This is a genomic window from Nitratireductor lacus, from assembly GCF_056431025.1.
In genome coordinates this window covers 1-21182 of sequence record NZ_JBWKMB010000022.1, presented here as the reverse complement: position 1 = coordinate 21182, position 21182 = coordinate 1, and the positions used below count along the sequence as shown (strand labels likewise).

Below are 21182 nucleotides of genomic sequence, written 5' to 3'. Positions count from 1 at the left end.
ATGGTGAAAGATGATAACAATGATATTTAATAACCCGCAAAACCCTGTTCAAAAGAAAATTGATATTTATTTGCCGGCTATATGGACTTAGCCATGAATCTCTGCTCTCTCCACATAGTGGTCACCCTCTTCTTCTTGCTGCCTGCTCATGTCGCCATCGCGCAGAATCCGGCTCCTCCCGGCTTTTCCGAGCCCAAGCAGCGGCAGTCGAAACCGGACCTTTCAGCACTGCCGAGACTGCGCTTCCTGACCACCGTCGACTTCTTTCCATTCAACTATCTGGACGCCGACAACCGACTGAGTGGCGTCCACATCGATCTGGCCCGGCAGATTTGTGCCGAACTCGACATGATGGAGCGGTGCCAGGTGCAGGCGCTGCCCTGGGACGAACTCGACACGGCCATCGAAAACAAACAGGGCGAGGCAATCATCGCAGGCCTGGCGATTACCGCCGAGAACCGGGAACGTTATCTGTTTTCGCGCCCCTATATGCGTTTTCCCGCGCGCCTCGTAACGCTCAGGGGAGCAACGCTATCGGAACCGCTTCACGCATCCATTGCCGGAAAACGCATCGGCGTTATCGGTGCGTCGGCGCACGAGATGCTGTTGCGTGATCTCTTTCCGAATGCCCAGAGCGTCGTCTACACTAGGCGTGACTGGCTTTACGAAGATTTGAAATCCGGCAGGCTCGACGGCATCTTCGGCGATGGCGTGAAGCTGAGCTTCTGGCTCGCCGGCCAGGCCTCCGACGATTGCTGCGCCTTTTCCGGCGGCCCCTATCTCGCGCCGGAGTATCTGGGGCAGGGTCTGGCAATCGCGGTGCCCAGCGACATGCCGCAGCTCGCCGAAGCCATCGATTTCGCGCTTCAGAGCATCGACGTCAGTGGCCGCTTCACCGATATTTATCTGCGCTACTTTCCGGTCGATTTCTACTGATCCCGACGCAATGTGCGAAACGGCAGGGCGAGCATCCACAAAAGCCGCGCCGTGAATGAGCCTCTGTAGGCCGACAGGCCGATATTCATATCTTCATGCCCGAGTTTCGGCTGGGCAATATAGGTGCCGAACAGACGGTCCCAGAAGGGAAAATTGAAGCCATAGTTGGAATCCGTCTCCCGCCTGATGGTGGAATGATGGACGCGATGCATGTCCGGGGTGACCACGAAAAACCGTAGCAACCGGTCAAGACCAAGCGGAATTTTCACATTCGAATGGTTGAACATGGACGTCCCGTTGAGGACGATCTCGAACAGGAGCACGGATAGAACAGGTGCGCCCAGAGCCACGACGACTGCCGCCTTCCAGACCATCGAAAGGAGGATTTCGAACGGATGGAAACGCAGCCCCGTTGTCACGTCGAAGCCGTTATCGGCGTGGTGCATGCGGTGGATGCGCCAGAGAAGCGGGATTTTGTGGCTTGCCACATGTTCGAGCCAGACCGCGAAATCGAGCACGACAAACGAGATCAGCCCCGCAAGAAGCGGATCGATGCGCAGGGCATTGAAAAAGCCCCAATCCGATGCTTCCGCCCAAAGGGCAGTCCCCACGGCAGCGGCCGGAAAGACCACCCTGAGCATCACCGATGAAATGACAACCATGGAAAGGTTGGCGAACCACCGGCGCGATTTCAGTGCGCCGGTCATTTCCGGCCGCTCCAGGCGCGGCGACCAGAGCTCGTAGAGCGCCATGGCCACAAATATGCCGATGAATGCGAAGAGACGGATGGCCGCTTCAGAGAGCAGAAACGAGGTCATGCCGCCATTATTCCGCTACCCCGTTCAAACACCAGTCACATGCGCTTGACCGAACAACCGGTCAGGCAAGGGTGCGTTTGCGGGCCTGAACAGTTCGCTCGATCGCAGCCGCCACAAGCGGTTCCAGATGCAGTCGGCTGCGCACGATGTGCAGCATGCGCTTTTCTTCCGGCTCCACATGCATGTCGGCGGCGGCGACCTCGACTGCCAGCGCATAGGCCGTGTCGTGCAGCTTCGCCGGCACGGTGTCGCGCACGGCGTTCAGGATGCGTTCAAGCCCGCTATCTTCCTGCAGAATCTGCTGGCACTGACGCGCCACGTCGATGATGCGATTGTCGTCGAACTCCCGAAACACCGGCCAGGAACGGATCGTGTCGCCGATAATGGCGAGCTCCGCGTCGGTCATATCGCGGTCGGCGGCCGACATGACGACCATCAGGTAGATCAGGGCTTCGTGGGCGGTCGGCTCAGCCATTACGTTCTCCGCTGGTAAAATACTGGAGCCCGAAAGTAAGTAGCCGGGCGTCATGCCGCAATGAAAAATCGTCGCTTCGATTGACGCACCGGCTGAGCCGCCTTACAGGCTTGGCCCTTGATCGAAACATAATTCTGGAAAGCGACATGACGACGGCAAGCCAGGACGCGCTTGAATTGACGCCCGATGTGATGGAGGCCGCAGCCGAGAGCAAGGCGTGGCCCTTCGAAGAGGCGCGCAAGATCGTCAAACGCTACGAGGGCGGCTTCCCCGAAACCGTGCTCTTCGAGACGGGCTACGGCCCCTCGGGCCTGCCGCATATCGGCACGTTCGGCGAGGTGGCCCGCACCTCCATGGTGCGCCATGCCTTCCGCGTGCTCACCGAGGACAGGATCAAGACGAAGATCCTGTGCTTCTCCGACGATATGGACGGCCTGCGCAAGGTGCCGGACAATGTGCCCAACAAGGAGATGCTGCGCACGCATCTGGGCAAGCCGCTGACGAAAGTGCCGGACCCGTTCTCCAACGAGTACCCGTCCTTCGGGGCGGCCAACAATGCACGGCTTCGGGCGTTCCTCGACCGGTTCGGCTTCGACTACGAATTCGCTTCCTCGACCGAGTACTATGCCGCCGGCCGCTTCGACGAGATGCTGCTGACCATGCTCGAGCGCTATGACGCGGTGATGGACATCATGCTGCCGTCGCTACGCGAAGAGCGCGCGCAGACCTATTCGCCCTTCCTGCCCATCCACCCGAAAACGGGCGTGGTGATGCAGGTTCCGCTGGAAGAGCGCAAGGTGGACGCAGGCAGCATTGTCTGGCGCGATCCCGAGAGCGGCGAACTGTTCGAGACGCCCGTGACCGGTGGGCACTGCAAGCTGCAGTGGAAGCCCGACTGGGCCATGCGCTGGGCGGCCCTTGGCGTCGACTATGAAATGTCCGGCAAGGACCTGATCGACAGCGTCAAGCTGGCTGCGCAGATCTGCGCAGCACTCGGCAAGGAGCCGCCGGAAGGGTTCAACTACGAACTGTTCCTGGATGAGAACGGCCAGAAGATCTCCAAGTCCAAGGGCAATGGCCTGACCATCGACGAGTGGCTCGCCTATGCCCCGACCGAGAGCCTCTCGCTCTACATGTTCCAGAAGCCGAAGGCGGCCAAGAAGCTCTATTTCGACGTGATCCCGCGCGCGGTGGACGAGTACTACACCTTCCTTTCGGCCTATGACCGCCAGGACTGGAAGAACCGTCTGGGCAACCCGGTCTGGCACATCCATGACGGCACACCGCCGGCAATCGAACTGCCGGTGCCGTTTGCGCTGCTGCTCAACCTGGTGAGCGCCTCCAACGCGCAGAACACGGATGTTCTGTGGGGCTTCATCTCGCGCTATGCGCCCGGCGTCACGCCGCAGACGCATCCAGAGCTCGACCGCCTCACCGGCTATGCGCTGCGTTACTTCGAGGATTTCGTAAAGCCGTCAAAGGCGTTCCGCGCGCCCGACGAGATCGAGCGCGAAGCACTTGCCGGCATCAATGAGGCTCTTGGAGCGCTGCCGGCGGATGCCGATGGCGAAGCCATCCAGAACGCCATTCTGGATGTGGCGCGCGGCATCGAGCGTTACCAGGACCACAAGCGCAAGAGCCCGAATGGCGGGCCGGGTGTCTCGGTCGCCTTCTTCCAGATGCTCTATCAGGTGCTTCTGGGCCAGGAACGCGGCCCCCGCTTCGGCTCCTTCGCAGCGCTTTACGGCATCGCCGAAACGCGCGGCCTCATCACCGCCGCGCTGAACGGCGAACTCTGAGGCAAAAGAACTCAGGCTTTCGTTAGAGCGGTTCACCGTTTCACGGAAACGCTGCTCCGTTCTATCTGTCTGACTTCCTGCATTTGTGCTGCCGTCAGGTGTTTCCACCAGACTGCAAAATGCTCTACGAACCGGACGGCCCGCCACTGAATATGCCTTTGCCGGCATTGCGGGCCGCCCTGGATTTTTCGGCATAGGGACCTCCGGTCTCGGCAAGCGCCCAGCCGTTCTCCACCAGCCACGTGCCGACGTCATAGCCTGCAAGCGAACAGCGCATCGGCCTGTCGCTTTCTTCCTCCGCAGCGGCGTCCTCACCTGCTCCTTCAACGTGACACTCCACGGCGCGCCCGCGCAGCCAGTAGCGAAACGCGGTGCGCGCGCGCTTGCCGCAGGGCCACACGCCACCGTCACTGGCATCGCAGACCTGATCCGGCGCAATGATGCGGATACCGTCAACGGTTATGGTGCGGCCTTCGGATTCGAACATACCCGCAGCAATTGCCATCGGCCGGTAGTAGAGCGTGTCCTGGGGCTTGGGTTCGGGCGCTGGTGCCCCAAGCTCGCTGAGCGGCGTGCGCGGATCGGCACGTTTCAATCCCGTGGCGTCAATGGGTGGCGGCGCGACGAGTTCCGGTGCGATGACGCGTGGTTGCCGCCTCTCCTGTGCCTCCATGGGGCTGAAGCCGGACGATGCGAGGATCGCTGCACAGGCCAGAAACAGGGACCGACAGCAATATCGCCCCGCCATCACTGGCTCGCCCAGATGATGCGCGCCATCCATTCCATCTGCGTTTTTTCCAGCAAGCGATTGGGATGTTCGGGGTTGAGGGAAAGCAGTTCCACCTGCCGGCTCGTCTGCCGCAGAAGAACCTTTGCCATGACTTCGCCACCCGCCGTCTTGACCACCACACGGTCGCCGCGTCGCAGGCGCGCGGTCGGGTCCACGATCAGCGTGTCGCCGTCACGGTATAGCGGCATCATGGATTCGCCCTGGACCTGCAGCGCATAGGCCCCTTCATGTGCCGGTCCGGGCAGGTCGACGTGCTCCCATCCTTCTCCGAGCGGAAAACCCGCATCGTCAAAGAACCCGCCGGCGCCTGCCTGGGCAAAACCGATCAGCGGAACGCTGGATGAAGGCTGCTCATAGGGTTCAGCCGGCTTGCCGTCATTCTGCAGAAGCGCCACGAACTCCCAGAGCGTGGTGCCGGTTGCATCCATGATCTTTGACAGGGATTCCGTCGAGGGCCAGCGCGGGCGTCCATCCGCCGAAAGCCGCTTGGATTTGTTGAAAGCAGTCGAATCCAGGCCTGCCTTCCGGGCCAGGCCGGAGGCGGAAAGCGAGTGACGCACAGCCAGTGCGTCTATGGCTGCCCAAACCTTGTCGTGCGAAAGCACGCGACTCATCCTTCCGGAATCTCGAAACAGGAAAAAATACCTGTTTCTCAGTTTTACCGCTGGTTATGGAACTTGTCCATAAACCCATGCTTGCCGGCAGACACCACAATCCCGGAAACAGGCTCCCTGTAGGCACCAAGAGCCATAGGAAGTGCCTTAGCGCGGCGCGCGCTTGGCAAGGATGCGCTGCAGGGTGCGCCGATGCATGTTCAGCCGGCGCGCCGTTTCCGAGACATTGCGGTCGCACATCTCGTAGACCCGCTGGATATGCTCCCAGCGCACGCGGTCGGCGGACATGGGATTTTCCGGGGGTGCAACCTTCTCACCGGCCTGCCGGGTAAGTGCTGCGTAGATGTCATCGGCATCGGCGGGCTTTGCCAGGTAGTCGACCGCGCCAAGCTTCACCGCAGTGACCGCGGTGGCGATGTTGCCGTAGCCGGTCAGAATGATCGTGCGGGAATCCTTGCGCTTTTCGCGGATGGTGGCCACCACGTCGAGGCCATTGCCATCTGCAAGGCGCATGTCGACCACGGCAAAGGCCGGCGGGGTCGCCCTGGCCCGCGCCACGGCTTCTTCCACGCTCTCGGCCGTTTCCACCGTGAAACCACGGCTTTCCATCGCCCGCGCCAGACGCGTCAGAAACGGCTTGTCATCGTCAACGATGAGAAGGGAGCGGTCTTCACCCAGCGCAGCTTCCGGGTCTTCCTCGGTGTTGCTTGTCATATCCAGCACGTTCAGCACGTTACTCTTCCTAGAATCTTTCTAACCTAAATCTGTCAGCTTTCCAATTTAGGACTCTTTTCGCCTGATTCCAGATTGTCGTCAGGCACCACGAAAATCGAGCGCTGCCAGATGACCTCTGCATAGGCGCCCTTGCCCTTCTCGGCGAGATTGCCGAAGCGGATCTGCGCTCCGGAACGCTCAAGCAGCGTCTTGGCAATAAAAAGCCCCAGCCCCAGCCCGCCGCCGCTGCTGCCACCGGAGGATCGCTTCGACATATAAGGCTCTCCGATCCGGTCAAGGATCTCGGCCGGAAAGCCGTTTCCGTCATCGACAACCAGGAGCCCGACCGTATCCGCATCCCAGTGCCAGCGGATCGTCACGCTCTCCTTGGCAAAATCGACCGCGTTCTCGACCAGATTGCCAAGCCCGTAGATCACGCCCGGGTTGCGTCGCCCCACCGGCTCCGGGCCCTCTGTCGTGCCCGGCTCCAGGTGGATATCGATGCCGAAATCACGGTGTGGTGCTGCCGTTTCCTCGATCAGCGACGTAAAGGGCTGGCGCGCCATATGCGCCTCACCTTCCGAAGACAGGCTGGTTAGCTGGCGCAGAATTTCACGGCAGCGCTCACTCTGCGTGCGCAGCAGGGTGACATCCTCACTAAAACGTTCGTCCTTGCCGAGCGCACGTTCCATCTCGCGTGCCACCAGCGCGATGGTGGCCAGCGGCGTTCCAAGCTCGTGCGCGGCCGCGGCCGCCAGCCCGTCCAGGGCCGAGATGTGCTGTTCACGCTGCAGCACCAGTTCGGTGGCGGCCAGCGCATTGGCCAGAAGCCGCGCCTCCTTCGCCACCCGGTAGGCGTAGACCCCGGTAAAGGCGATGCTTGACACCACGGCGATCCACACGCCGATGATGTAGATCAGCGGCATCACCAGTTCCGTGCCCGGGAACCAGGGAAGCGGACGGTGGAACACGGCGAGCGCCGTTGTCAGCGCTACCACCAGAAAGCCCAGAAGCGCGGTCCAGCGCAGCGGCAGCGATGTGGCCGAGATCACCACGGGCACCGTCATCAAAAGCGAGAACGGGTTGGTGAGGCCGCCCGTCATATAGAGCAGGCCGGCAAGCTGAAACGCATCGAATGTGAGAATGCCAAGTGCCGCCAGCGGCGCGAGGCGGTGCGCCGCCGAATAGCGGATGGCGAGGTGCACGTTGAGCCATGCGGATGCCGCAATCAGCGCGAAACACAGGCCCACAGGCAGCGGAAAATCGAGCCCGAAGGCAACGACGATCACCGCTGCGCTCTGGCCGATGATCGCCAGCCAGCGCAACTTGATCAGCGTGTTGAGCCGCAGGCCGTGGTTCGGATCGTGTGCCCTGATATCCTCAAGCATTGCGGGGTTATGGGGGAAGTCCGCCCGCACTCCAAGAACTATTTTTTGCGCGGTTTGGCGCGATGTGTCGCGGCCGCGTTCGCCGGATCTTCCGGCCAGACATGCTTGGGGTAGCGCCCACGCATGTCTGCGCGCACATCCGCCCATGATCCGGCCCAGAAGCCCGGCAGATCCCGCGTGGTCTGGATCGGTCGGTGCGCCGGAGACAGAAGCTCAAGCTTCAGCGGAATGCCATCGGCGACCGTCGGGTGTTCGGTCAGGCCGAAAAGCTCCTGCACGCGGATCGCCAGAACCGGTCCCTCCGCCTCATAGCGAATGGGCACATGGCTGCCCGAAGGCGCGTCGTAATGGCTGGGCGCCATCTTACCGATGCGCCTTTGAAATTCGTGCGGCACCAGCGCGGTCAACCCCTCGCGCAGGATGTGCGGCGCCAGTCTGGAAAACGACGATTCACCGGTGAGAAACGGCAGAAGCCAGTCATCCAGCCGTTCGAGAAGCGCCTCGTCGGACATGTCCGGCCATGGATCGCCCTTCGCCGCATGGAGCCAGGCAAGCTTGCCCCGGAGCGCCTTCGCCTCCTTGTCCCATGGCAGAAGCGACAGCCCGTGCGCCCGCACGGCGTCGATCACCGCGCGGTCGGCGGCAGCACCCGATGGGGGCGGCAGAGCCTGCTCGGCCAGCACCAGCGCGCCCAGCCGGCGCACCCGCCGCTGCCTGAGCGTGCCCGCGCCCCGGTCAAAGCGCGTCTCCGTGACCTCTTCGATCAGATGCCCGAGTGCCGCCACGATCTCTTCCTCGTCAATCGCCGCCGCCGAGGCGATGCGCGCATTCTGCGCGCGCCCCTGAAGATCGGCGACCACCAGAAAGGCGCTGCCGGCAAGCCGCTCCTCCGGGGCCAGCACACCGCCACGACCATTCACCATGACGAAATGCCCATGCGCGCCCCGCGCCTTCGCGACACGGTCGGGCCAGGCATGGATGAGCAGAGCGCCCGCATGCGGCGCATCGCCGGCGCGTTCGCCACCGGCAGACTTGGCAAGCCGTGCGGCCAGCCCGCGCGCCTGTTCCGCCCGCGCGCCCCGCTCCCTGCGGAAGCGCTGCAACCGGTCGTCCAGATCGGCAGACCGGCCGCCCAGCCCGCGCTCCGAAAGGAGAACGGCAAGTTCGGCTGCGGCGAGCGCGTGACCGTCTTCCGCCGCGCGCGCCACCATATGCGCCAGCCGCACCGGCAGGGCGAGCCTGCGCATTGCTTCGCCCGTCGCCGTCAGCCGACCCGCCTCGTCCAGCGCCTCAAGCCGCTGCAAGAGGCTGCGCGCCTCGGCAACCGCCGCGGCCGGCGGCGCATCGAGAAAGGAAAGAGAGGCCGGATCGCCCACGCCGAAGGCAGCGCAGTCGAGCAGCAGGCCCGACAGATCCGCCTCCAGAATTTCCGGCGGCGTGAAGGCGGGCAGCGCCGCCGTCTGCTCCGCCCGCCAGAGCCGAAGCGCGATGCCCGGCGCAGTGCGCCCCGCACGGCCAGCCCGCTGATCGGCGGAAGCGCGCGAAACGCGCACCGTTTCAAGCCGCGTCAGGCCCGTTGAGGGCTCGAATTTCGGCAGGCGCGACAGGCCGCTGTCGATCACCACGCGCACACCGTCAATGGTGACCGAGGTTTCCGCAATGGCCGTCGCCAGAACCACCTTGCGCCGCCCCGCACCCGCCGGGCGGATGGCTGCATCCTGCGCCCGCCCGTCGAGACCGCCATAAAGCGGCGTGATGTCCACATCGGCAGGCAGCCGTTCGGCAAGGCGCTCCGCCGTTCGCTCGATCTCGCGCTGACCGGGCAGGAAGGCGAGCACGCTGCCCTCCTCCTCCGCCAACACTGTGCGCACCGCACGCGCCATCGTCTCCTCGATGGCCTCGCCGGCGGGCCGTTCCGCATGGCGCAGTTCGACGGGAAAGCTCCGCCCCTCGCTCTCGATCACCGGCGCATCGCCAAGAAGCGCCGCCACCCGCGCGCCATCGAGCGTGGCCGACATCACCAGAAGCCGCAAATCCGGCCGCAGCGCGGCCTGCGCATCGAGCGCCAGCGCCAGCGCGAAATCGCCATCGAGCGAGCGTTCGTGAAACTCGTCAAACAGCACCGCCGCGATGCCGGAAAGCTCCGGGTCATCGACAATCATGCGCGCGAGAACACCTTCCGTCACCACGAGAATGCGGGTTCTGGCGGAGACCTTCCGCTCCATGCGCATGGCGTAGCCGACGGTCTCGCCCGGCTCCTCGCCGAGGATCGCCGCCATGCGCCGGGCCGCAGCCCGCGCGGCGAGCCGGCGCGGCTCCAGAAGCACGATGCGCCCGCGCGACGCCCACTCGGCGTCCAGAAGCGCAAGCGGCGCAAGCGTCGTCTTGCCCGCTCCCGGCGGCGCGACCAGCACCGCCTTGCCCTGCGTCTCCAGCGCCGCGCTCAGCGCCGGCAGCACTTCCGTTACCGGCAGGTCGGGGAGTTCCGGTCTCTCCATCACGCGCCAATCCGCACGATGTCGCCACCGGCGGCTTCCGCGTCGGCCTCGTCATGCGTCACCAGAAGCACCGGCAGTCCGCTTTCGCTCGCCTTGGAGAAAACCAGTTCGCGGGTCTGCGCACGCAGTTCCGCATCGAGCTTGGAAAAGGGCTCGTCCAGAAGCAGGGCGCGTGGTGAGGAGGCCAGCACGCGCGCCAGCGCCACCCGCGCCTTCTGCCCGCCAGACAGCGTTGCCGGATCGCGCGCCTCAAGCCCCGCAAGGCCCACGCCCTCAAGCGCCTGTGCGACACGCTCCGCCCGCGCCGCGCGGCCACGCACCGCCTCCGGCAACGCGAACATCAGATTGCCGCCCACGCTCATATGCGGAAACAGAAGCGGATCCTGAAAAAGCACGCCCACATGCCGGTCTTCGGGCTTCAGCGCCGTCACCTCGGTTCTATCGACGAAAACCCTGCCGCGCGCCGAAAACACCGGATCGAGAAACCCGCCAATATAGGCGAGCAGCGTGGATTTTCCCGCGCCCGACGGCCCCATGACCGTCAGCACCCCGCCGGGCGCAACCCGTCTGGTCAGCGAAACGATCTCGCGCCCTTCAAGCGCAATCGTCACCCGGTCGATGAAAAGTCCGGCTTCCGTCAAATCCCGTATCCGTTCAAACATGCATGTCGCGATACCGGCGGAATATCAGCGCCGGCACGATTGTGGCAACGGCAAAGCCGGCGGCCGGCAGCACCATCTGCATGAAGGCATAGATGCCGATCACGCGGCGATTGCCGCCCGAGGCGAGCGCCACCGCCTCCGTGGTGATCGTCGTCAGCCGCCCTGCGCCGATCAGCACCGTGGGCAGGTAGAGCCCCACCGACACCGAAAAGCCGATGGCCGCAACGGCAAGAAGCGGCCGCGCCAGCATGGGAAGGCGTATCTGGAAGAACCGCGGCACCGGCCCCTTGCCGAGCCCCGCCGCGATCTGGTCGTAACGCCGGTCGAAGGCGCGCCAGGGGTCTTTCAGGGCGAGCCAGGCATAGGGCAGCACGAAGACGAGATGGGCAAAGACGAGCGCCGCCAGCGTCGCCTCCACACCGGTCAGGATGAAGAGAAGCTGGAGCCCGAACAGGAACGCCACCTGCGGCACCAGAAGCGGCAGATAGAGAAGCGCCAGCGCGCCACGCCCCGGCGGATGCCCCATCTCGTCCTCCCGCACGAAGCACAATATGGCGATCACCGCCGCAACGAATGTGGAGATGAACGCCACGAACAGCGTGGTTGCCAGCGGCTCCACCAGATTGGGCAAAACCCGCATCCAGTTGCGCAGGTCAAAGCGCGCCGGCAGCACGTCTGGATATTGCCACAGCCCCGCCACCGACCACAGGCCGAGCGCCACAAGCCCGGCGAAGATTGCGCCGGCAGACACAAGCATCGCGGCAAGCGCGCCCCAGCGCAGAACACTGTCGCGCCGAAGCCGCCGCCCGGAGCAGGCAAGCCGGTCGCGCACCCGCGCGCCGAGCTTCTCGAAACCGATCCAGATCAGGATCGCAGCGGCCGTGACGCCCAGTTGCAGCACCGCCCCCGCCGACGCCAGAAAGCGCATGGAGAGGTCGGGATCGTTCATCCAGTTGACCAGCCGCACCGCCAGCGGCGCGGGCGTGGTCGGGCCGAGAATGGCGGCCACATCCACCACCGATGTGGCAAAGGCGATAACCGCGAAAACCGGCAGACGGATCTGCGGATAGATCGACGGCCAGAGGCCGAACACGAAACCGGAAATGCGCCCGTATCCCATAGATGCGATGAGCGCCCGCGTGCGCGCCGGTTTCACCTGCGGTAGCGCCGCCAGCGTGACGAGAAGCAGGAACGGAATTTCCTTCACGATCAGCCCCGCCATCATCGACAGGCCAAACGGGTCGTGCACGATCAGCAGGTCGGGCGGGCGCTCCCAGCCGGTCAGTCCCGGCGAGATCAGCCGCGCGATCATGCCCGATGGCGCAATGAGAAAGGCGAGCGCAAAAGCGCTGGCCGCGTGCGGCACGGAAAGCAGCGGCGAAATCAGATGCTGGATGCGCGCAAAGAGCCGCGTGCCGCCCCAGGCGGCGGTGAAGAGCATCACCACCGCAAGCGAGATCGCCGCCGTCGCAAGCCCGCTGACGAGGCTCATCAGCGCCGACATGAGAATGGCCGGCTCGGCAAACAGCATGGCGAAGGGCGCGAGCCCGAACTCCATGCCGCCCAGCGCCGGCAGATAGCCGAAGGCCGGCAGCAATGTGCCGGCCAGCCCGAACGCGACCGGAACGGTCAAAAGCCCGATGGCGAGAACGGGACCGAGGCGCGTCAGCATCAGGCTGGCCCCGTGCCTTGGCTAGTTGCCAACCCCATAGCGCCGCTTCCACTCGGTTTCGATACGCTCCATCCAGCTCGGATGCGGCTCGTCCAGCGCAGGGCCGAGTTCATCGGGCCGCAGCGTTGCGACGCCGAGATCGATGGCGTCGAAACGGGCGCGGTCTTCCACATCCAGCTTGTCGAGCGCGAGCACCGTCGGATCGCCCCAGATGGCTGGATCCTGCTTGCGCGCCTGCGCCTCGGGCGACATCAGGAAATTGGCCGCCACCAGCGCCCCCGCCTTTGCCGAAGCATTGTAGGGGATGGTCAGGAAGTGGGTGTTGGCCAGCGTGCCGCCGGGAAAGGTGAAAGAGCGCACCGTGTCCGGCAGCTCGCCATTGGCAATGGCGTTCGAGGCTTCAGCCGGATTGAAGGCGAAGATGATGTCGAGCTCGGAATCGGCCAGAAGCTGCTTCATCGCCGGATAATTCTGCGGATAGGCACGGCCGGAACGCCACATGACCGGGTTCAGCGCGTCGAGATAGTCGAACAGCGGCTTCGTCACCTGATCGAACGCATCTTCATCGACCGGTTTTTGCAGCAGTGCCGGGTCTTCGACCGTTTCGGCCAGAACCTGCTTCAGGAAGGACGAGCCGATGAAATCCGGCGGCTGCGGATAGGAGAAGCGACCCGGGTTTTCCTGCGCCCATTTCAACAGCCCGTCGGCATCCTGCGGCAGGTCTTCCACATGGATGCGCGCGGTGTCGTAGAAGAAGACGAGTTTCGCCATGCCCCACGGGCTTTCCAGCCCTTCCACCGGCACGGTGAAGTCGGAGCGGACGGTCGGCTTGTTCTCGACATCGACAAAGGCCCAGTTCGGCAGCTTTTCCGCCCAGCCCGGCGAGAGGATCAGCCCCTGCCGCTTCATGGCGGCAAAATTCTCGCCATTGATCCAGATGAGATCGACCGTTCCGCCCATATCGCGACCGGCGGCCTTTTCCGCCACCACGGTGGCGACCGCGCTAGCGGTATCCTCGAGCTTCACATGTCTGAGCGTGACGCCGTAGCGCTCTTTCAGCTCCGCGCCGGCCCAATCGATATAGGCATTGATGTTCTGCGACCCGCCCCAGGCATTGAAATAGACCGTCTCGCCCCGCGCATCCTTCAGAACCGCATCCCAGTTCGAGGGATCGGGCTGTGTCGTATCGGCCGCGGCTGAAACCACGCCAATGGCCAGAAGTGCAGTCGAGAAAAGCAGTGCGCGCAAGCGAAACCCCTTTGTTGCCCTTGGTTGAAACCCGTTGGGATAGAGCACGTCAGGGCAGATCAAATCAACGTAAACCGCCTCGCGCTACGGTCACTTCACGGTGAGTGTCAGGTGAAGTGCAGCGTCAGTCGCCTGTCTCCATGCCAGCGCCGGGAATGTGCAGCTCGATCCGGTCTGCGGCAAAGCGGGTCTGCGAATACTGGACGGGGCGGCCGTCGGTATCGACATTGATGGCGATGGTGACGAGAACGATTGCACCGGGCGAGAGATTCAGGTCTTTCAGGTCACCGGCATCGGCGTGCTGCGCTGTCACCGTGGTGCTCTGGCGCAGATAATCGGCGAGCCCAAGCTCCCTGAACGACGCCGTGATCGAACGCGAGCGCTCAAATGCTTCCGCCATGCCGGAAAACCGGTGCGCATCAAACCAGCTTCTGGCCCGGGAAACAGGCCGCCCGTCAGCATGCGAGCGTGTTTCAAGCCGGATCACGGGCGAGCCGGGAGCAAGCATCAGAGCGCGAGCAACATCAATCGGCGCCGCTTCAACCGCGTGGTCGAGCAGATCGGCCGCAAGCCCGCGCGACTGCCCAGCCAGTCCCTCGGAGAACCGCGTACGACTGCGGATGGGATAAGCCAGCCGCTTTCGCCCTTCCACGAAGGTGCCGCGCCCCTGCTCTGCGCGCAGGACGCCCTCCTGCACCAGAGCTGCAATGGCGGTGCGCACCGTGTGCCGATTGACACCAAAGCGTTCGGCCAACGCCATCTCGGGGGGCATACGCCCCTCGCTGCCGAGCACGCCTTCGCCGATCTCGCGCCGCATACGGTCGGCGATCTGCCGCCAGAGCGCTACGCCGCTGCGCCGCTCGATCACCGCTTCCTTTTCCTTCGCCTGCGCCAAAATTCCGTTCTCCCCGGCTGCGCTGTCATCAGCGCGTCATGGACACCCGTTAGGCAAAAACCCATAATATGTTTAGTTGTCTAGAACAATAGACAAATTGGCGAGCGAGGAAGGAGACATCATGGTCTCACGACAGGAAAGACAGGCGGTCACCGAGCGGCGGCGTGAAGCGATGGCGGTGCTGGCCATGGCGAGCGGCGCCGATCTCATGCAGCTCTGGAACGAAGCCGGGCTGCCCGACGAAGCTGAAACGCTGCGCGGACCCGAAACCGGCCTCGTAACCGTTCGCGGCCGCGTGGGCGGCGGCGGCGCGCCGTTCAACTTCGGCGAAGCCACCGTCACGCGCGCCACCGTCAAGCTTCCCGGCGGCGAGGTTGGCCATGCCTATGCGCTTGGCCGCGAGAAAATGAAGGTGCGGGTTGCCGCCCTGATCGACGCGCTGCGCCAGAAACCGGACCTTGAAGCCCAAATCGAGGCAAAGATCCTCGCGCCGCTGCGCGCCCGCCGCATCGAGGCCGACGCGACCCGTCGCGCCGAAACGGCGGCCACCAAGGTCGACTTCTTCACCATGGTTCGCGGAGAGGACTGATGACGCTCGATTCCATCGCCATCGAAGGCGGTTTCCAGAACCCGGTCTTCGACGCCCAGACCATTTTTCGCGCCGTCATGCAGGCCATGGCCGAGCCGGGCACGATCCACAGGGGCGTAGCGCTTGCCAAACCGCCCGCACCGCTGACGCCAGAGGCCGCCGCCGTTGCGCTGGCGCTTTGCGATCAGGACACGCCGATCTGGCTCGATCCCGCGCTTGCGGACGACGATGCCGTCCGCGCCTGGCTCGCCTTCCACACCGGCGCGCCGCTCGCCAACACGCCGGCCGATGCGCATTTCGTCCTGTCGGCCGATCCCGAGCACCTGATCGGGCTGGAGAATTTTGCTCAAGGCTCGCAGGAATATCCCGACCGTTCGGCCACACTCGTTCTTCAGGTGAGCGATCTTTCGGGCGGTGAGGAACTGGTTCTCGACGGCCCCGGCATCGAAAACGAGGCCCGCCTCGCGCCCCATCCCATGCCGCGTCACTTCACCCGCCAGTGGGCGCAGAACCACGCCCGCTTTCCGCGCGGCATCGACCTGATCCTGGTCAGCCGCGAGGGCCTTGCGGCCCTGCCCCGCTCCACCCGCATCACCAGCCAGGAGGCCTGAGCCATGTATGTAGCCGTCAAGGGCGGCGAAGCCGCCATCCAGAACGCGCACCGGCTTCTGGCCGACCGCCGCCGCGGCGACCGCAACGTGCCCGCCATCACGCTCGAACAGATCGCCAGCCAGCTTTCGCTCGCCGTCGACCGCGTCATGTCCGAAGGCTCGCTTTACGACACGGGCCTTGCGGCGCTCGCCGTCAAGCAGGCGCGCGGCGACATGATCGAGGCGATCTTCCTTCTTCGCGCCTACCGCACCACCCTGCCGCGCTTCGGCTACACGCGCCCCGTCGACACGGCGGCCATGCTGGTCGAGCGGCGCGTCTCCGCCACCTACAAGGATCTGCCCGGCGGGCAGCTTCTCGGCCCCACCTTCGATTACACGCACCGCCTGCTTGACCCGGAACTGGCCGAAGACGCCGAACCGGCAGCGCCCGAGGCGCGCAGCGAAGCCGAAGAAGCCATGCCCCGCGTGTCCGACATTCTCGCCAATGAAGGCCTGATCGAGGAAGACGGCTCCCTGCCGGAAGACCGCGAGCCCGGCGACATCACCCGCGAGCCGCCAGAATTCCCCATGGAGCGCGACCAGCGCCTTCAGGCCCTGTCGCGCGGCGACGAGGGTTTCCTTCTGGCGCTCGGCTATTCCACCCAGCGCGGCTATGGCCGCAACCACCCCTTTGCCGGCGAAATCCGCATTGGCGAAGTGGATGTGGAGATCGACGTGCCGGAACTCGACTTCCCGCTCACGCTCGGCCGCATCCGCGTCACCGAATGCCAGATGGTCAATCAGTTCAAGGGGTCGAAGAAGGTGCCGCCGCAGTTTACCCGCGGCTATGGGCTGGTGTTCGGCCAGTCTGAGCGCAAGGCCATGGCCATGTCGCTGTGCGACCGGGCGCTGCGCGCAAACGAACTCGACGAAGACATCACCGCACCGGCGCAGGACGAGGAGTTCGTCATTTCGCACTGTGACAACGTGCAGGCGACCGGCTTTGTCGAGCACCTGAAGCTGCCGCACTATGTCGACTTTCAGGCCGAGCTCGGTCTGGTCCGTCAGATGCGCCGCGAATATGAGGAGCGCCGCGAGAGCGCAGCCACAGACACCGAGCGCCGGGAGGCCGCCGAATGAACGCCCACACCGACAACATCGCCCAGTACAATTTCGCCTATCTGGACGAGCAGACGAAGCGCATGATCCGCCGCGCAATCCTCAAGGCCATCGCCATTCCCGGCTATCAGGTGCCCTTCGCCAGCCGCGAAATGCCGATGCCCTATGGCTGGGGCACCGGCGGCGTGCAGGTCACCGCATCCGTGATCGGAACCGACGATGTGCTCAAGGTCATCGACCAGGGTGCGGACGACACCACCAATGCCGTCTCCATCCGCGCCTTCTTCCAGAAGGTCGCCAATGTGGAGGTGACCACCCACACCGCCGACGCCACCATCATCCAGACGCGCCACCGCATTCCCGAGGAACCGCTGAAAGCCGGTCAGGTGCTCGTCTATCAGGTGCCGATCCCCGAGCCGCTGCGCTTCCTCGAACCGCGCGAGACCGAGACGCGCAAGATGCATGCGCTTGAGGAATACGGCCTCATGCATGTGAAGCTCTACGAGGACATCGCACAGCACGGCCACATCGCCACCACCTTCGCCTATCCGGTCAAGGTCGAGGGGCGTTACGTGATGGACCCCTCGCCGACGCCGAAATTCGACAATCCGAAAATGCACATGTCGAAGGCGCTCCAGCTTTTCGGCGCAGGCCGTGAAAAGCGCATCTACGCCGTTCCGCCCTACACGCGGGTCGAAAGCCTCGACTTCGAGGACCACCCATTTGAGATCCAGAGCTTCGATGAGCCGTGTGCGCTGTGCGGCGGCACGAATGTCTATCTCGACGAAGTGGTTCTCGATGATCGCGGCGGGCGCATGTTCGTCTGCTCCGACACCGACAATTGCGAGGCGCGCCGCGCGGAAGGCCATCGCGGACATCTGTCCGGCGAGGAGGCTGCAACGTGAGGAACGACAGCGCATCGATGACAGCGCCCGGATCGCGGCCGTCCTCCTTCTCCCTGCTGGCGGGGGGAAGGTGCCGGCAGGCGGATGAGGGGCTGCGCAAACTTCTGAAAATTCGCGGAGAAATCCAATGACCGACGAACCGCTGTTTCGCGTTCGCTCCATCTCGAAATTCTACGGCAACCGTATCGGCTGCAACGACATCTCCTTCGACCTGTGGCCGGGCGAGGTTCTGGCTGTGGTGGGCGAGTCCGGCTCGGGCAAGACCACCCTCCTGAACTGCCTCTCGACCCGCCTGCTGCCGACATCCGGCACCGTGTCCTACCGGATGCGCGACGGGGCCTTCCACGACCTCTACCGCATGAGCGAGGCCGAACGGCGCTTCCTGATGCGCACCGACTGGGGCTTCGTGCACCAGAACCCGTCCGACGGGCTGCGCATGACGGTCTCCGCCGGCGCGAATGTCGGCGAGCGGCTGATGGCCGTTGGCCAGCGCCACTATGGCGACATCCGCGCCACCGCCACCGACTGGCTCGGCCGCGTTGAGATATCCAGCGACCGCATCGACGACCAGCCGCGCGCCTTCTCCGGCGGCATGCGCCAGCGCCTGCAGATCGCCCGCAACCTCGTCACCGGCCCGCGCCTCGTCTTCATGGATGAGCCGACCGGCGGTCTCGACGTGTCGGTGCAGGCCCGCCTGCTCGATCTCCTGCGAGGCCTCGTTCACGAACTGGGTCTCTCGGCAATCGTCGTTACCCACGACCTTGCGGTCGCCCGCCTTCTCTCCCACCGCATGATCGTCATGAAGGACGGTCACGTGGTCGAAAGCGGCCTCACCGACCGGGTGCTCGACGATCCGCAGGCGCCCTACACCCAGCTTCTCGTTTCCTCCATCCTGCAGGTGTGATCATGGCAACGCCCCTCGTCGTCTCCGAAGTCTGCAAGAGCTTCACCATGCATCTCCAGGGCGGCATTCGCCTGCCCGTGGTGGCCGATGTCTCCTTCTCGCTCTCCGCCGGCGAATGCGCCGTTCTTGGCGGCCCGTCGGGCGCCGGCAAGAGCTCTATCCTCAAGATGATCTATGGCAGCTACGCCATCGACAGCGGCCAGGTGATCGTCACCCATGACGGCAATCTGGTGAACCTCGCCACCGCCGATCCGCGCACGGTCATCGCCATCCGCCGCGACACGATTGGCTATGTCAGCCAGTTCCTGCGCGCCGTGCCGCGCGTTTCCGCCCGCGATGTGGTGGCCGAACCGCTCATCGCACGCGGCGAAGTTCTGGAAACCGCGCGCGGCAGGGCCGAGATGCTGCTCGAGCGCCTCAACCTGCCGGAGCGCCTGTGGGATCTGCCGCCCGCCACCTTCTCCGGCGGCGAACAGCAGCGCGTGAACATCGCCCGCGGCTTCATCACCGACCATCCGGTGCTGCTTCTCGACGAACCCACCGCTTCTCTCGACAAGGCAAACCGCGAGATCGTGGTTTCCATGATCGACGAGAAGAAGAAGGCGGGCGTCGCGCTTCTCGGCATCTTCCACGATCAGGATGTGCGCGAGATCGTCGCCGACCGCATCATCGACGTCACCGACTTCGCACCGGGCAGGAAAGCGGCATGAAACAGCTCTCGGAAAAACCTTCGGTTCACCCCTCTGCCGAAATCGTCGAATCCACGCTCGGCCGCTACACGGAAATCGGCGAGCGGTCGCGCGTGCATGAAACGGTCCTGGGCGATTATTCCTACATGACGCAGGATTGCAGCGTCTGGTGCGCGGAGATCGGCAAGTTCTCCAACATCGCCGCCGCCGTGCGCATCAACGCCACGAACCACCCCACATGGCGACCGACCCTGCACCATTTCACCTACCGCTCCGGCGACTACTGGCCCGATGCCGAGCATGACGCCCAGTTCTTCGAATGGCGGCGGGAGAACATGGTGCGGATCGGTCACGACACATGGCTTGGCCATGGCTGCACCATCCTGCCCGGCGTCACAATCGGCGATGGCGCGGTGATCGGCGCAGGCGCGGTCGTGTCGAAGGATGTCGCGCCCTACACGATTGTGGGCGGCGTTCCCGCCCGCCCGATCCGCGAGCGTTTCGACCGCAAAACCGGCGAGCGCTATCAGGCACTTGCGTGGTGGGACTGGAACCATGACAGGCTGCGCACCGCACTGAACGATTTCCGCTCGCTGAACGCAGAGGAATTCCTGGAAAAGCACGGAGGATAGGACCCGCGCCATCGCGTCGCAGCTTTCCCTGAATATAGTTGTCAGGTTTTTATTGACAGAACCGCAGCCGTGCGGTTTCTATAATCCCGCATCCGCGCGATGCGTCCATGATGTCTGGGCCTTTAACCCTTTCGATCGCAGGACGTCTGTCGTCGCCCGCCAACCTGTATGCCGTCGAACCTGCCGGCACACATGGAGATGGTCCGGGTTCTTCCTCCGACAAACTCCCGCCTCGAGGGTTCTGGCTCTGCACCTGGGCCCGACCTTGCAAAGCCACGGAGTTTCCGACGTCGCCATGCTCGTCTGTCAGTGTAACATGATCACCCAGAAAGAGGTCGAGGATACGATCATCTCCATGCTGGACGAAGATCGGTGGCAGCTCATCGTGCCGGCCAAGGTCTATCACACGATGTCAAAGCGCGGACGGTGTTGCGGCTGCTTCCCAAATGTGGTGGAAACGATCATCCGAGTTACGGAAGAGTACCACCAGCGTCACGATCAAAGCGAGGGAGCTGAAGTCGTGACATATCTAGACCAGGTTCGCGCCCTGCGCGAACGCTACGGGAGCAGGTTCAATGAAAGGCGACAAAAAGGTTATCGAGCGGCTTAACGAAGCGCTCACCCACGAACTCGGTGCGGTCAACCAGTACTGGCTGCACTATCGCCTTCTTGAGGATTGGGGCTACACCAAGCTTGCCAAGAAGGAACGCGAGGAATCCATCGAGGAGATGCACCACGCCGACAAGCTGGTCGAGCGCATCATCTTCCTCGAAGGCCACCCCAACCTTCAGGTCGTCGGACCGCTTCGCATTGGCCAGAACATCAAGGAAGTTCTTGAGGCCGACCTCGCCGGCGAGCATGACGCCCGCAAACTCTACAAGGAGTCGCGCGACGACTGCCACGCCGCAGGCGATTACGTCTCCATGAAGCTGTTCGAAGAGCTTCTTGCAGACGAGGAAGGCCACATCGACTATCTCGAAACGCAGCTCGAACTGCTTGAGAATATCGGCCTGGAAAAATACGGCCAGCTCAACGCCGGTTCAGCCGACGAAGCCGAGTAACCTCATCCCGGGTTGGCCGGTTCAAGCTCTGCTCCCGGCCAGCCCTTTTTGCATTTTGCGTATCGGACCGAAAAGACGCACAGCAGTCTAGTACTACAGTTGCAGATGGCCTCTTTTCTTGTAGTGAGCGATCATGGCCTGGGCTTGATGCCGTCGTCGCCAAAGCGACCAGGCGAAAATGAAG

Annotated in this window: 22 protein-coding genes; 11 read left to right on the top strand and 11 right to left on the bottom strand. The window is 63.9% G+C overall.

Translation table 11 applies throughout. From position 1 onward, the window contains the following. Positions 1 to 93 precede the first annotated feature (93 nt). On the top strand, positions 94 to 936 hold the full coding sequence (locus AC07E3_RS17350; protein ID WP_478363608.1) for a transporter substrate-binding domain-containing protein: 843 nt from the start codon (positions 94 to 96) through the stop codon (positions 934 to 936). Here AC07E3_RS17350 and AC07E3_RS17345 read toward each other — a convergent pair. Further along, positions 930 to 1754, bottom strand: coding sequence for a sterol desaturase family protein (locus AC07E3_RS17345; protein ID WP_478363606.1), 825 nt, complete (start codon positions 1752 to 1754; stop codon positions 930 to 932). The two genes, AC07E3_RS17350 and AC07E3_RS17345, sit on opposite strands and share 7 nt — an antisense overlap. Positions 1755 to 1815: 61 nt before the next feature. After that, positions 1816 to 2229, bottom strand: coding sequence for a tellurite resistance TerB family protein (locus AC07E3_RS17340; protein ID WP_336071979.1), 414 nt, complete (start codon positions 2227 to 2229; stop codon positions 1816 to 1818). A 146-nt stretch (positions 2230 to 2375) separates the two neighbouring features. Here AC07E3_RS17340 and AC07E3_RS17335 point away from each other — a divergent pair, with 146 nt between their 5' ends. Further along, entirely contained in the window at positions 2376 to 4028 is a 1653-nt protein-coding gene (locus AC07E3_RS17335; RefSeq protein WP_336071978.1) for a lysine--tRNA ligase, read from the top strand. Positions 4029 to 4152: 124 nt separating this feature from the next. Here AC07E3_RS17335 and AC07E3_RS17330 read toward each other — a convergent pair whose 3' ends face one another. The 9 genes from AC07E3_RS17330 to phnF form a co-directional block, all read right to left on the bottom strand. Further along, positions 4153 to 4776 (bottom strand): thermonuclease family protein, encoded by a 624-nt coding sequence (locus AC07E3_RS17330; protein WP_478363604.1) that lies wholly within the window; start codon positions 4774 to 4776, stop codon positions 4153 to 4155. Further along, positions 4776 to 5423, bottom strand: coding sequence for a S24 family peptidase (locus AC07E3_RS17325; protein ID WP_007010528.1), 648 nt, complete (start codon positions 5421 to 5423; stop codon positions 4776 to 4778). Before AC07E3_RS17325 ends, AC07E3_RS17330 begins: the two co-directional genes overlap by 1 nt. A gap of 156 nt (positions 5424 to 5579) precedes the next feature. Further along, positions 5580 to 6146 carry an ActR/PrrA/RegA family redox response regulator transcription factor gene (locus tag AC07E3_RS17320; RefSeq protein WP_336072058.1) on the bottom strand — a complete coding sequence of 189 codons (567 nt, stop codon included), beginning with the start codon at positions 6144 to 6146 and terminating at the stop codon, positions 5580 to 5582. Between the two features lie 53 nt (positions 6147 to 6199). Then, a complete protein-coding gene (locus AC07E3_RS17315) occupies positions 6200 to 7534 on the bottom strand; it encodes an ActS/PrrB/RegB family redox-sensitive histidine kinase (protein WP_065817212.1) in 1335 nt (444 codons plus the stop codon). 38 nt (positions 7535 to 7572) lie between these two features. Beyond that, positions 7573 to 10032, bottom strand: coding sequence for an ATP-dependent helicase HrpB (hrpB, locus tag AC07E3_RS17310; protein ID WP_478363663.1), 2460 nt, complete (start codon positions 10030 to 10032; stop codon positions 7573 to 7575). After that, the gene (locus AC07E3_RS17305; protein WP_478363602.1) at positions 10032 to 10694 is read right to left on the bottom strand and encodes an ATP-binding cassette domain-containing protein; all 663 of its coding nucleotides are present in this window, start codon (positions 10692 to 10694) and stop codon (positions 10032 to 10034) included. The genes hrpB and AC07E3_RS17305 overlap by 1 nt, the downstream gene beginning before the upstream one ends. Next, positions 10687 to 12366, bottom strand: a complete 1680-nt coding sequence (locus AC07E3_RS17300; RefSeq protein ID WP_478363600.1) for an ABC transporter permease — start codon at positions 12364 to 12366, stop codon at positions 10687 to 10689. The genes AC07E3_RS17305 and AC07E3_RS17300 overlap by 8 nt, the downstream gene beginning before the upstream one ends. A 21-nt stretch (positions 12367 to 12387) precedes the next feature. Next, entirely contained in the window at positions 12388 to 13614 is a 1227-nt protein-coding gene (locus AC07E3_RS17295) for an ABC transporter substrate-binding protein (protein WP_336071967.1), read from the bottom strand. Positions 13615 to 13738: 124 nt separating this feature from the next. After that, on the bottom strand, positions 13739 to 14512 hold the full coding sequence (gene phnF / locus AC07E3_RS17290; RefSeq protein ID WP_478363661.1) for a phosphonate metabolism transcriptional regulator PhnF: 774 nt from the start codon (positions 14510 to 14512) through the stop codon (positions 13739 to 13741). A 118-nt stretch (positions 14513 to 14630) separates the two neighbouring features. On the opposite strand from phnF, the gene phnG reads away from it, so the two are divergent. The 9 genes from phnG to bfr all read left to right on the top strand — a co-directional run bounded on the left by phnG (position 14631) and on the right by bfr (position 20998). Then, positions 14631 to 15098, top strand: a complete 468-nt coding sequence (gene phnG, locus AC07E3_RS17285) for a phosphonate C-P lyase system protein PhnG (protein ID WP_478363598.1) — start codon at positions 14631 to 14633, stop codon at positions 15096 to 15098. After that, positions 15098 to 15709, top strand: coding sequence for a phosphonate C-P lyase system protein PhnH (phnH, locus tag AC07E3_RS17280; protein ID WP_478363596.1), 612 nt, complete (start codon positions 15098 to 15100; stop codon positions 15707 to 15709). Before phnG ends, phnH begins: the two co-directional genes overlap by 1 nt. Positions 15710 to 15712: 3 nt before the next feature. Further along, positions 15713 to 16828 (top strand): carbon-phosphorus lyase complex subunit, encoded by a 1116-nt coding sequence (locus AC07E3_RS17275; protein ID WP_336071962.1) that lies wholly within the window; start codon positions 15713 to 15715, stop codon positions 16826 to 16828. After that, positions 16825 to 17712, top strand: a complete 888-nt coding sequence (locus tag AC07E3_RS17270) for an alpha-D-ribose 1-methylphosphonate 5-phosphate C-P-lyase PhnJ (RefSeq protein ID WP_478363594.1) — start codon at positions 16825 to 16827, stop codon at positions 17710 to 17712. The genes AC07E3_RS17275 and AC07E3_RS17270 overlap by 4 nt, the downstream gene beginning before the upstream one ends. A 127-nt stretch (positions 17713 to 17839) precedes the next feature. Continuing rightward, the gene (phnK, locus tag AC07E3_RS17265; protein ID WP_478363592.1) at positions 17840 to 18616 is read left to right on the top strand and encodes a phosphonate C-P lyase system protein PhnK; all 777 of its coding nucleotides are present in this window, start codon (positions 17840 to 17842) and stop codon (positions 18614 to 18616) included. A gap of 2 nt (positions 18617 to 18618) precedes the next feature. Then, the gene (gene phnL / locus AC07E3_RS17260; RefSeq protein WP_065817223.1) at positions 18619 to 19326 is read left to right on the top strand and encodes a phosphonate C-P lyase system protein PhnL; all 708 of its coding nucleotides are present in this window, start codon (positions 18619 to 18621) and stop codon (positions 19324 to 19326) included. Continuing rightward, positions 19323 to 19937: a DapH/DapD/GlmU-related protein gene (locus AC07E3_RS17255; RefSeq protein ID WP_349366309.1), complete on the top strand. Its 615-nt coding sequence runs from the start codon at positions 19323 to 19325 to the stop codon at positions 19935 to 19937. The genes phnL and AC07E3_RS17255 overlap by 4 nt, the downstream gene beginning before the upstream one ends. Positions 19938 to 20232: 295 nt before the next feature. After that, positions 20233 to 20547: a (2Fe-2S)-binding protein gene (locus tag AC07E3_RS17250; RefSeq protein ID WP_223005213.1), complete on the top strand. Its 315-nt coding sequence runs from the start codon at positions 20233 to 20235 to the stop codon at positions 20545 to 20547. Further along, positions 20513 to 20998, top strand: coding sequence for a bacterioferritin (gene bfr / locus AC07E3_RS17245; protein ID WP_065817226.1), 486 nt, complete (start codon positions 20513 to 20515; stop codon positions 20996 to 20998). Before AC07E3_RS17250 ends, bfr begins: the two co-directional genes overlap by 35 nt. The last annotated feature ends 184 nt before the right edge of the window (positions 20999 to 21182 follow it).

Bases quoted from the DNA above. Each gene is read 5' to 3' on its own strand.
- AC07E3_RS17340 (WP_336071979.1), bottom strand. From the start codon at position 2,229: ATGGCTGAGCCGACCGCCCACGAAGCCCTGATCTACCTGATGGTCGTC.
- AC07E3_RS17305 (WP_478363602.1), bottom strand. From the start codon at position 10,694: ATGTTTGAACGGATACGGGATTTGACGGAAGCCGGACTTTTCATCGAC.
- AC07E3_RS17270 (WP_478363594.1), top strand. From the start codon at position 16,825: ATGAACGCCCACACCGACAACATCGCCCAGTACAATTTCGCCTATCTG.
- AC07E3_RS17350 (WP_478363608.1), top strand. From the start codon at position 94: ATGAATCTCTGCTCTCTCCACATAGTGGTCACCCTCTTCTTCTTGCTG.
- phnK (WP_478363592.1), top strand. From the start codon at position 17,840: ATGACCGACGAACCGCTGTTTCGCGTTCGCTCCATCTCGAAATTCTAC.
- AC07E3_RS17255 (WP_349366309.1), top strand. From the start codon at position 19,323: ATGAAACAGCTCTCGGAAAAACCTTCGGTTCACCCCTCTGCCGAAATC.
- AC07E3_RS17315 (WP_065817212.1), bottom strand. From the start codon at position 7,534: ATGCTTGAGGATATCAGGGCACACGATCCGAACCACGGCCTGCGGCTC.
- AC07E3_RS17345 (WP_478363606.1), bottom strand. From the start codon at position 1,754: ATGACCTCGTTTCTGCTCTCTGAAGCGGCCATCCGTCTCTTCGCATTC.
- phnH (WP_478363596.1), top strand. From the start codon at position 15,098: ATGACGCTCGATTCCATCGCCATCGAAGGCGGTTTCCAGAACCCGGTC.
- AC07E3_RS17330 (WP_478363604.1), bottom strand. From the start codon at position 4,776: ATGGCGGGGCGATATTGCTGTCGGTCCCTGTTTCTGGCCTGTGCAGCG.
- AC07E3_RS17335 (WP_336071978.1), top strand. From the start codon at position 2,376: ATGACGACGGCAAGCCAGGACGCGCTTGAATTGACGCCCGATGTGATG.
- hrpB (WP_478363663.1), bottom strand. From the start codon at position 10,032: ATGGAGAGACCGGAACTCCCCGACCTGCCGGTAACGGAAGTGCTGCCG.
- phnG (WP_478363598.1), top strand. From the start codon at position 14,631: ATGGTCTCACGACAGGAAAGACAGGCGGTCACCGAGCGGCGGCGTGAA.
- AC07E3_RS17250 (WP_223005213.1), top strand. From the start codon at position 20,233: ATGCTCGTCTGTCAGTGTAACATGATCACCCAGAAAGAGGTCGAGGAT.
- bfr (WP_065817226.1), top strand. From the start codon at position 20,513: ATGAAAGGCGACAAAAAGGTTATCGAGCGGCTTAACGAAGCGCTCACC.
- phnL (WP_065817223.1), top strand. From the start codon at position 18,619: ATGGCAACGCCCCTCGTCGTCTCCGAAGTCTGCAAGAGCTTCACCATG.
- AC07E3_RS17300 (WP_478363600.1), bottom strand. From the start codon at position 12,366: ATGCTGACGCGCCTCGGTCCCGTTCTCGCCATCGGGCTTTTGACCGTT.
- AC07E3_RS17275 (WP_336071962.1), top strand. From the start codon at position 15,713: ATGTATGTAGCCGTCAAGGGCGGCGAAGCCGCCATCCAGAACGCGCAC.
- AC07E3_RS17320 (WP_336072058.1), bottom strand. From the start codon at position 6,146: ATGACAAGCAACACCGAGGAAGACCCGGAAGCTGCGCTGGGTGAAGAC.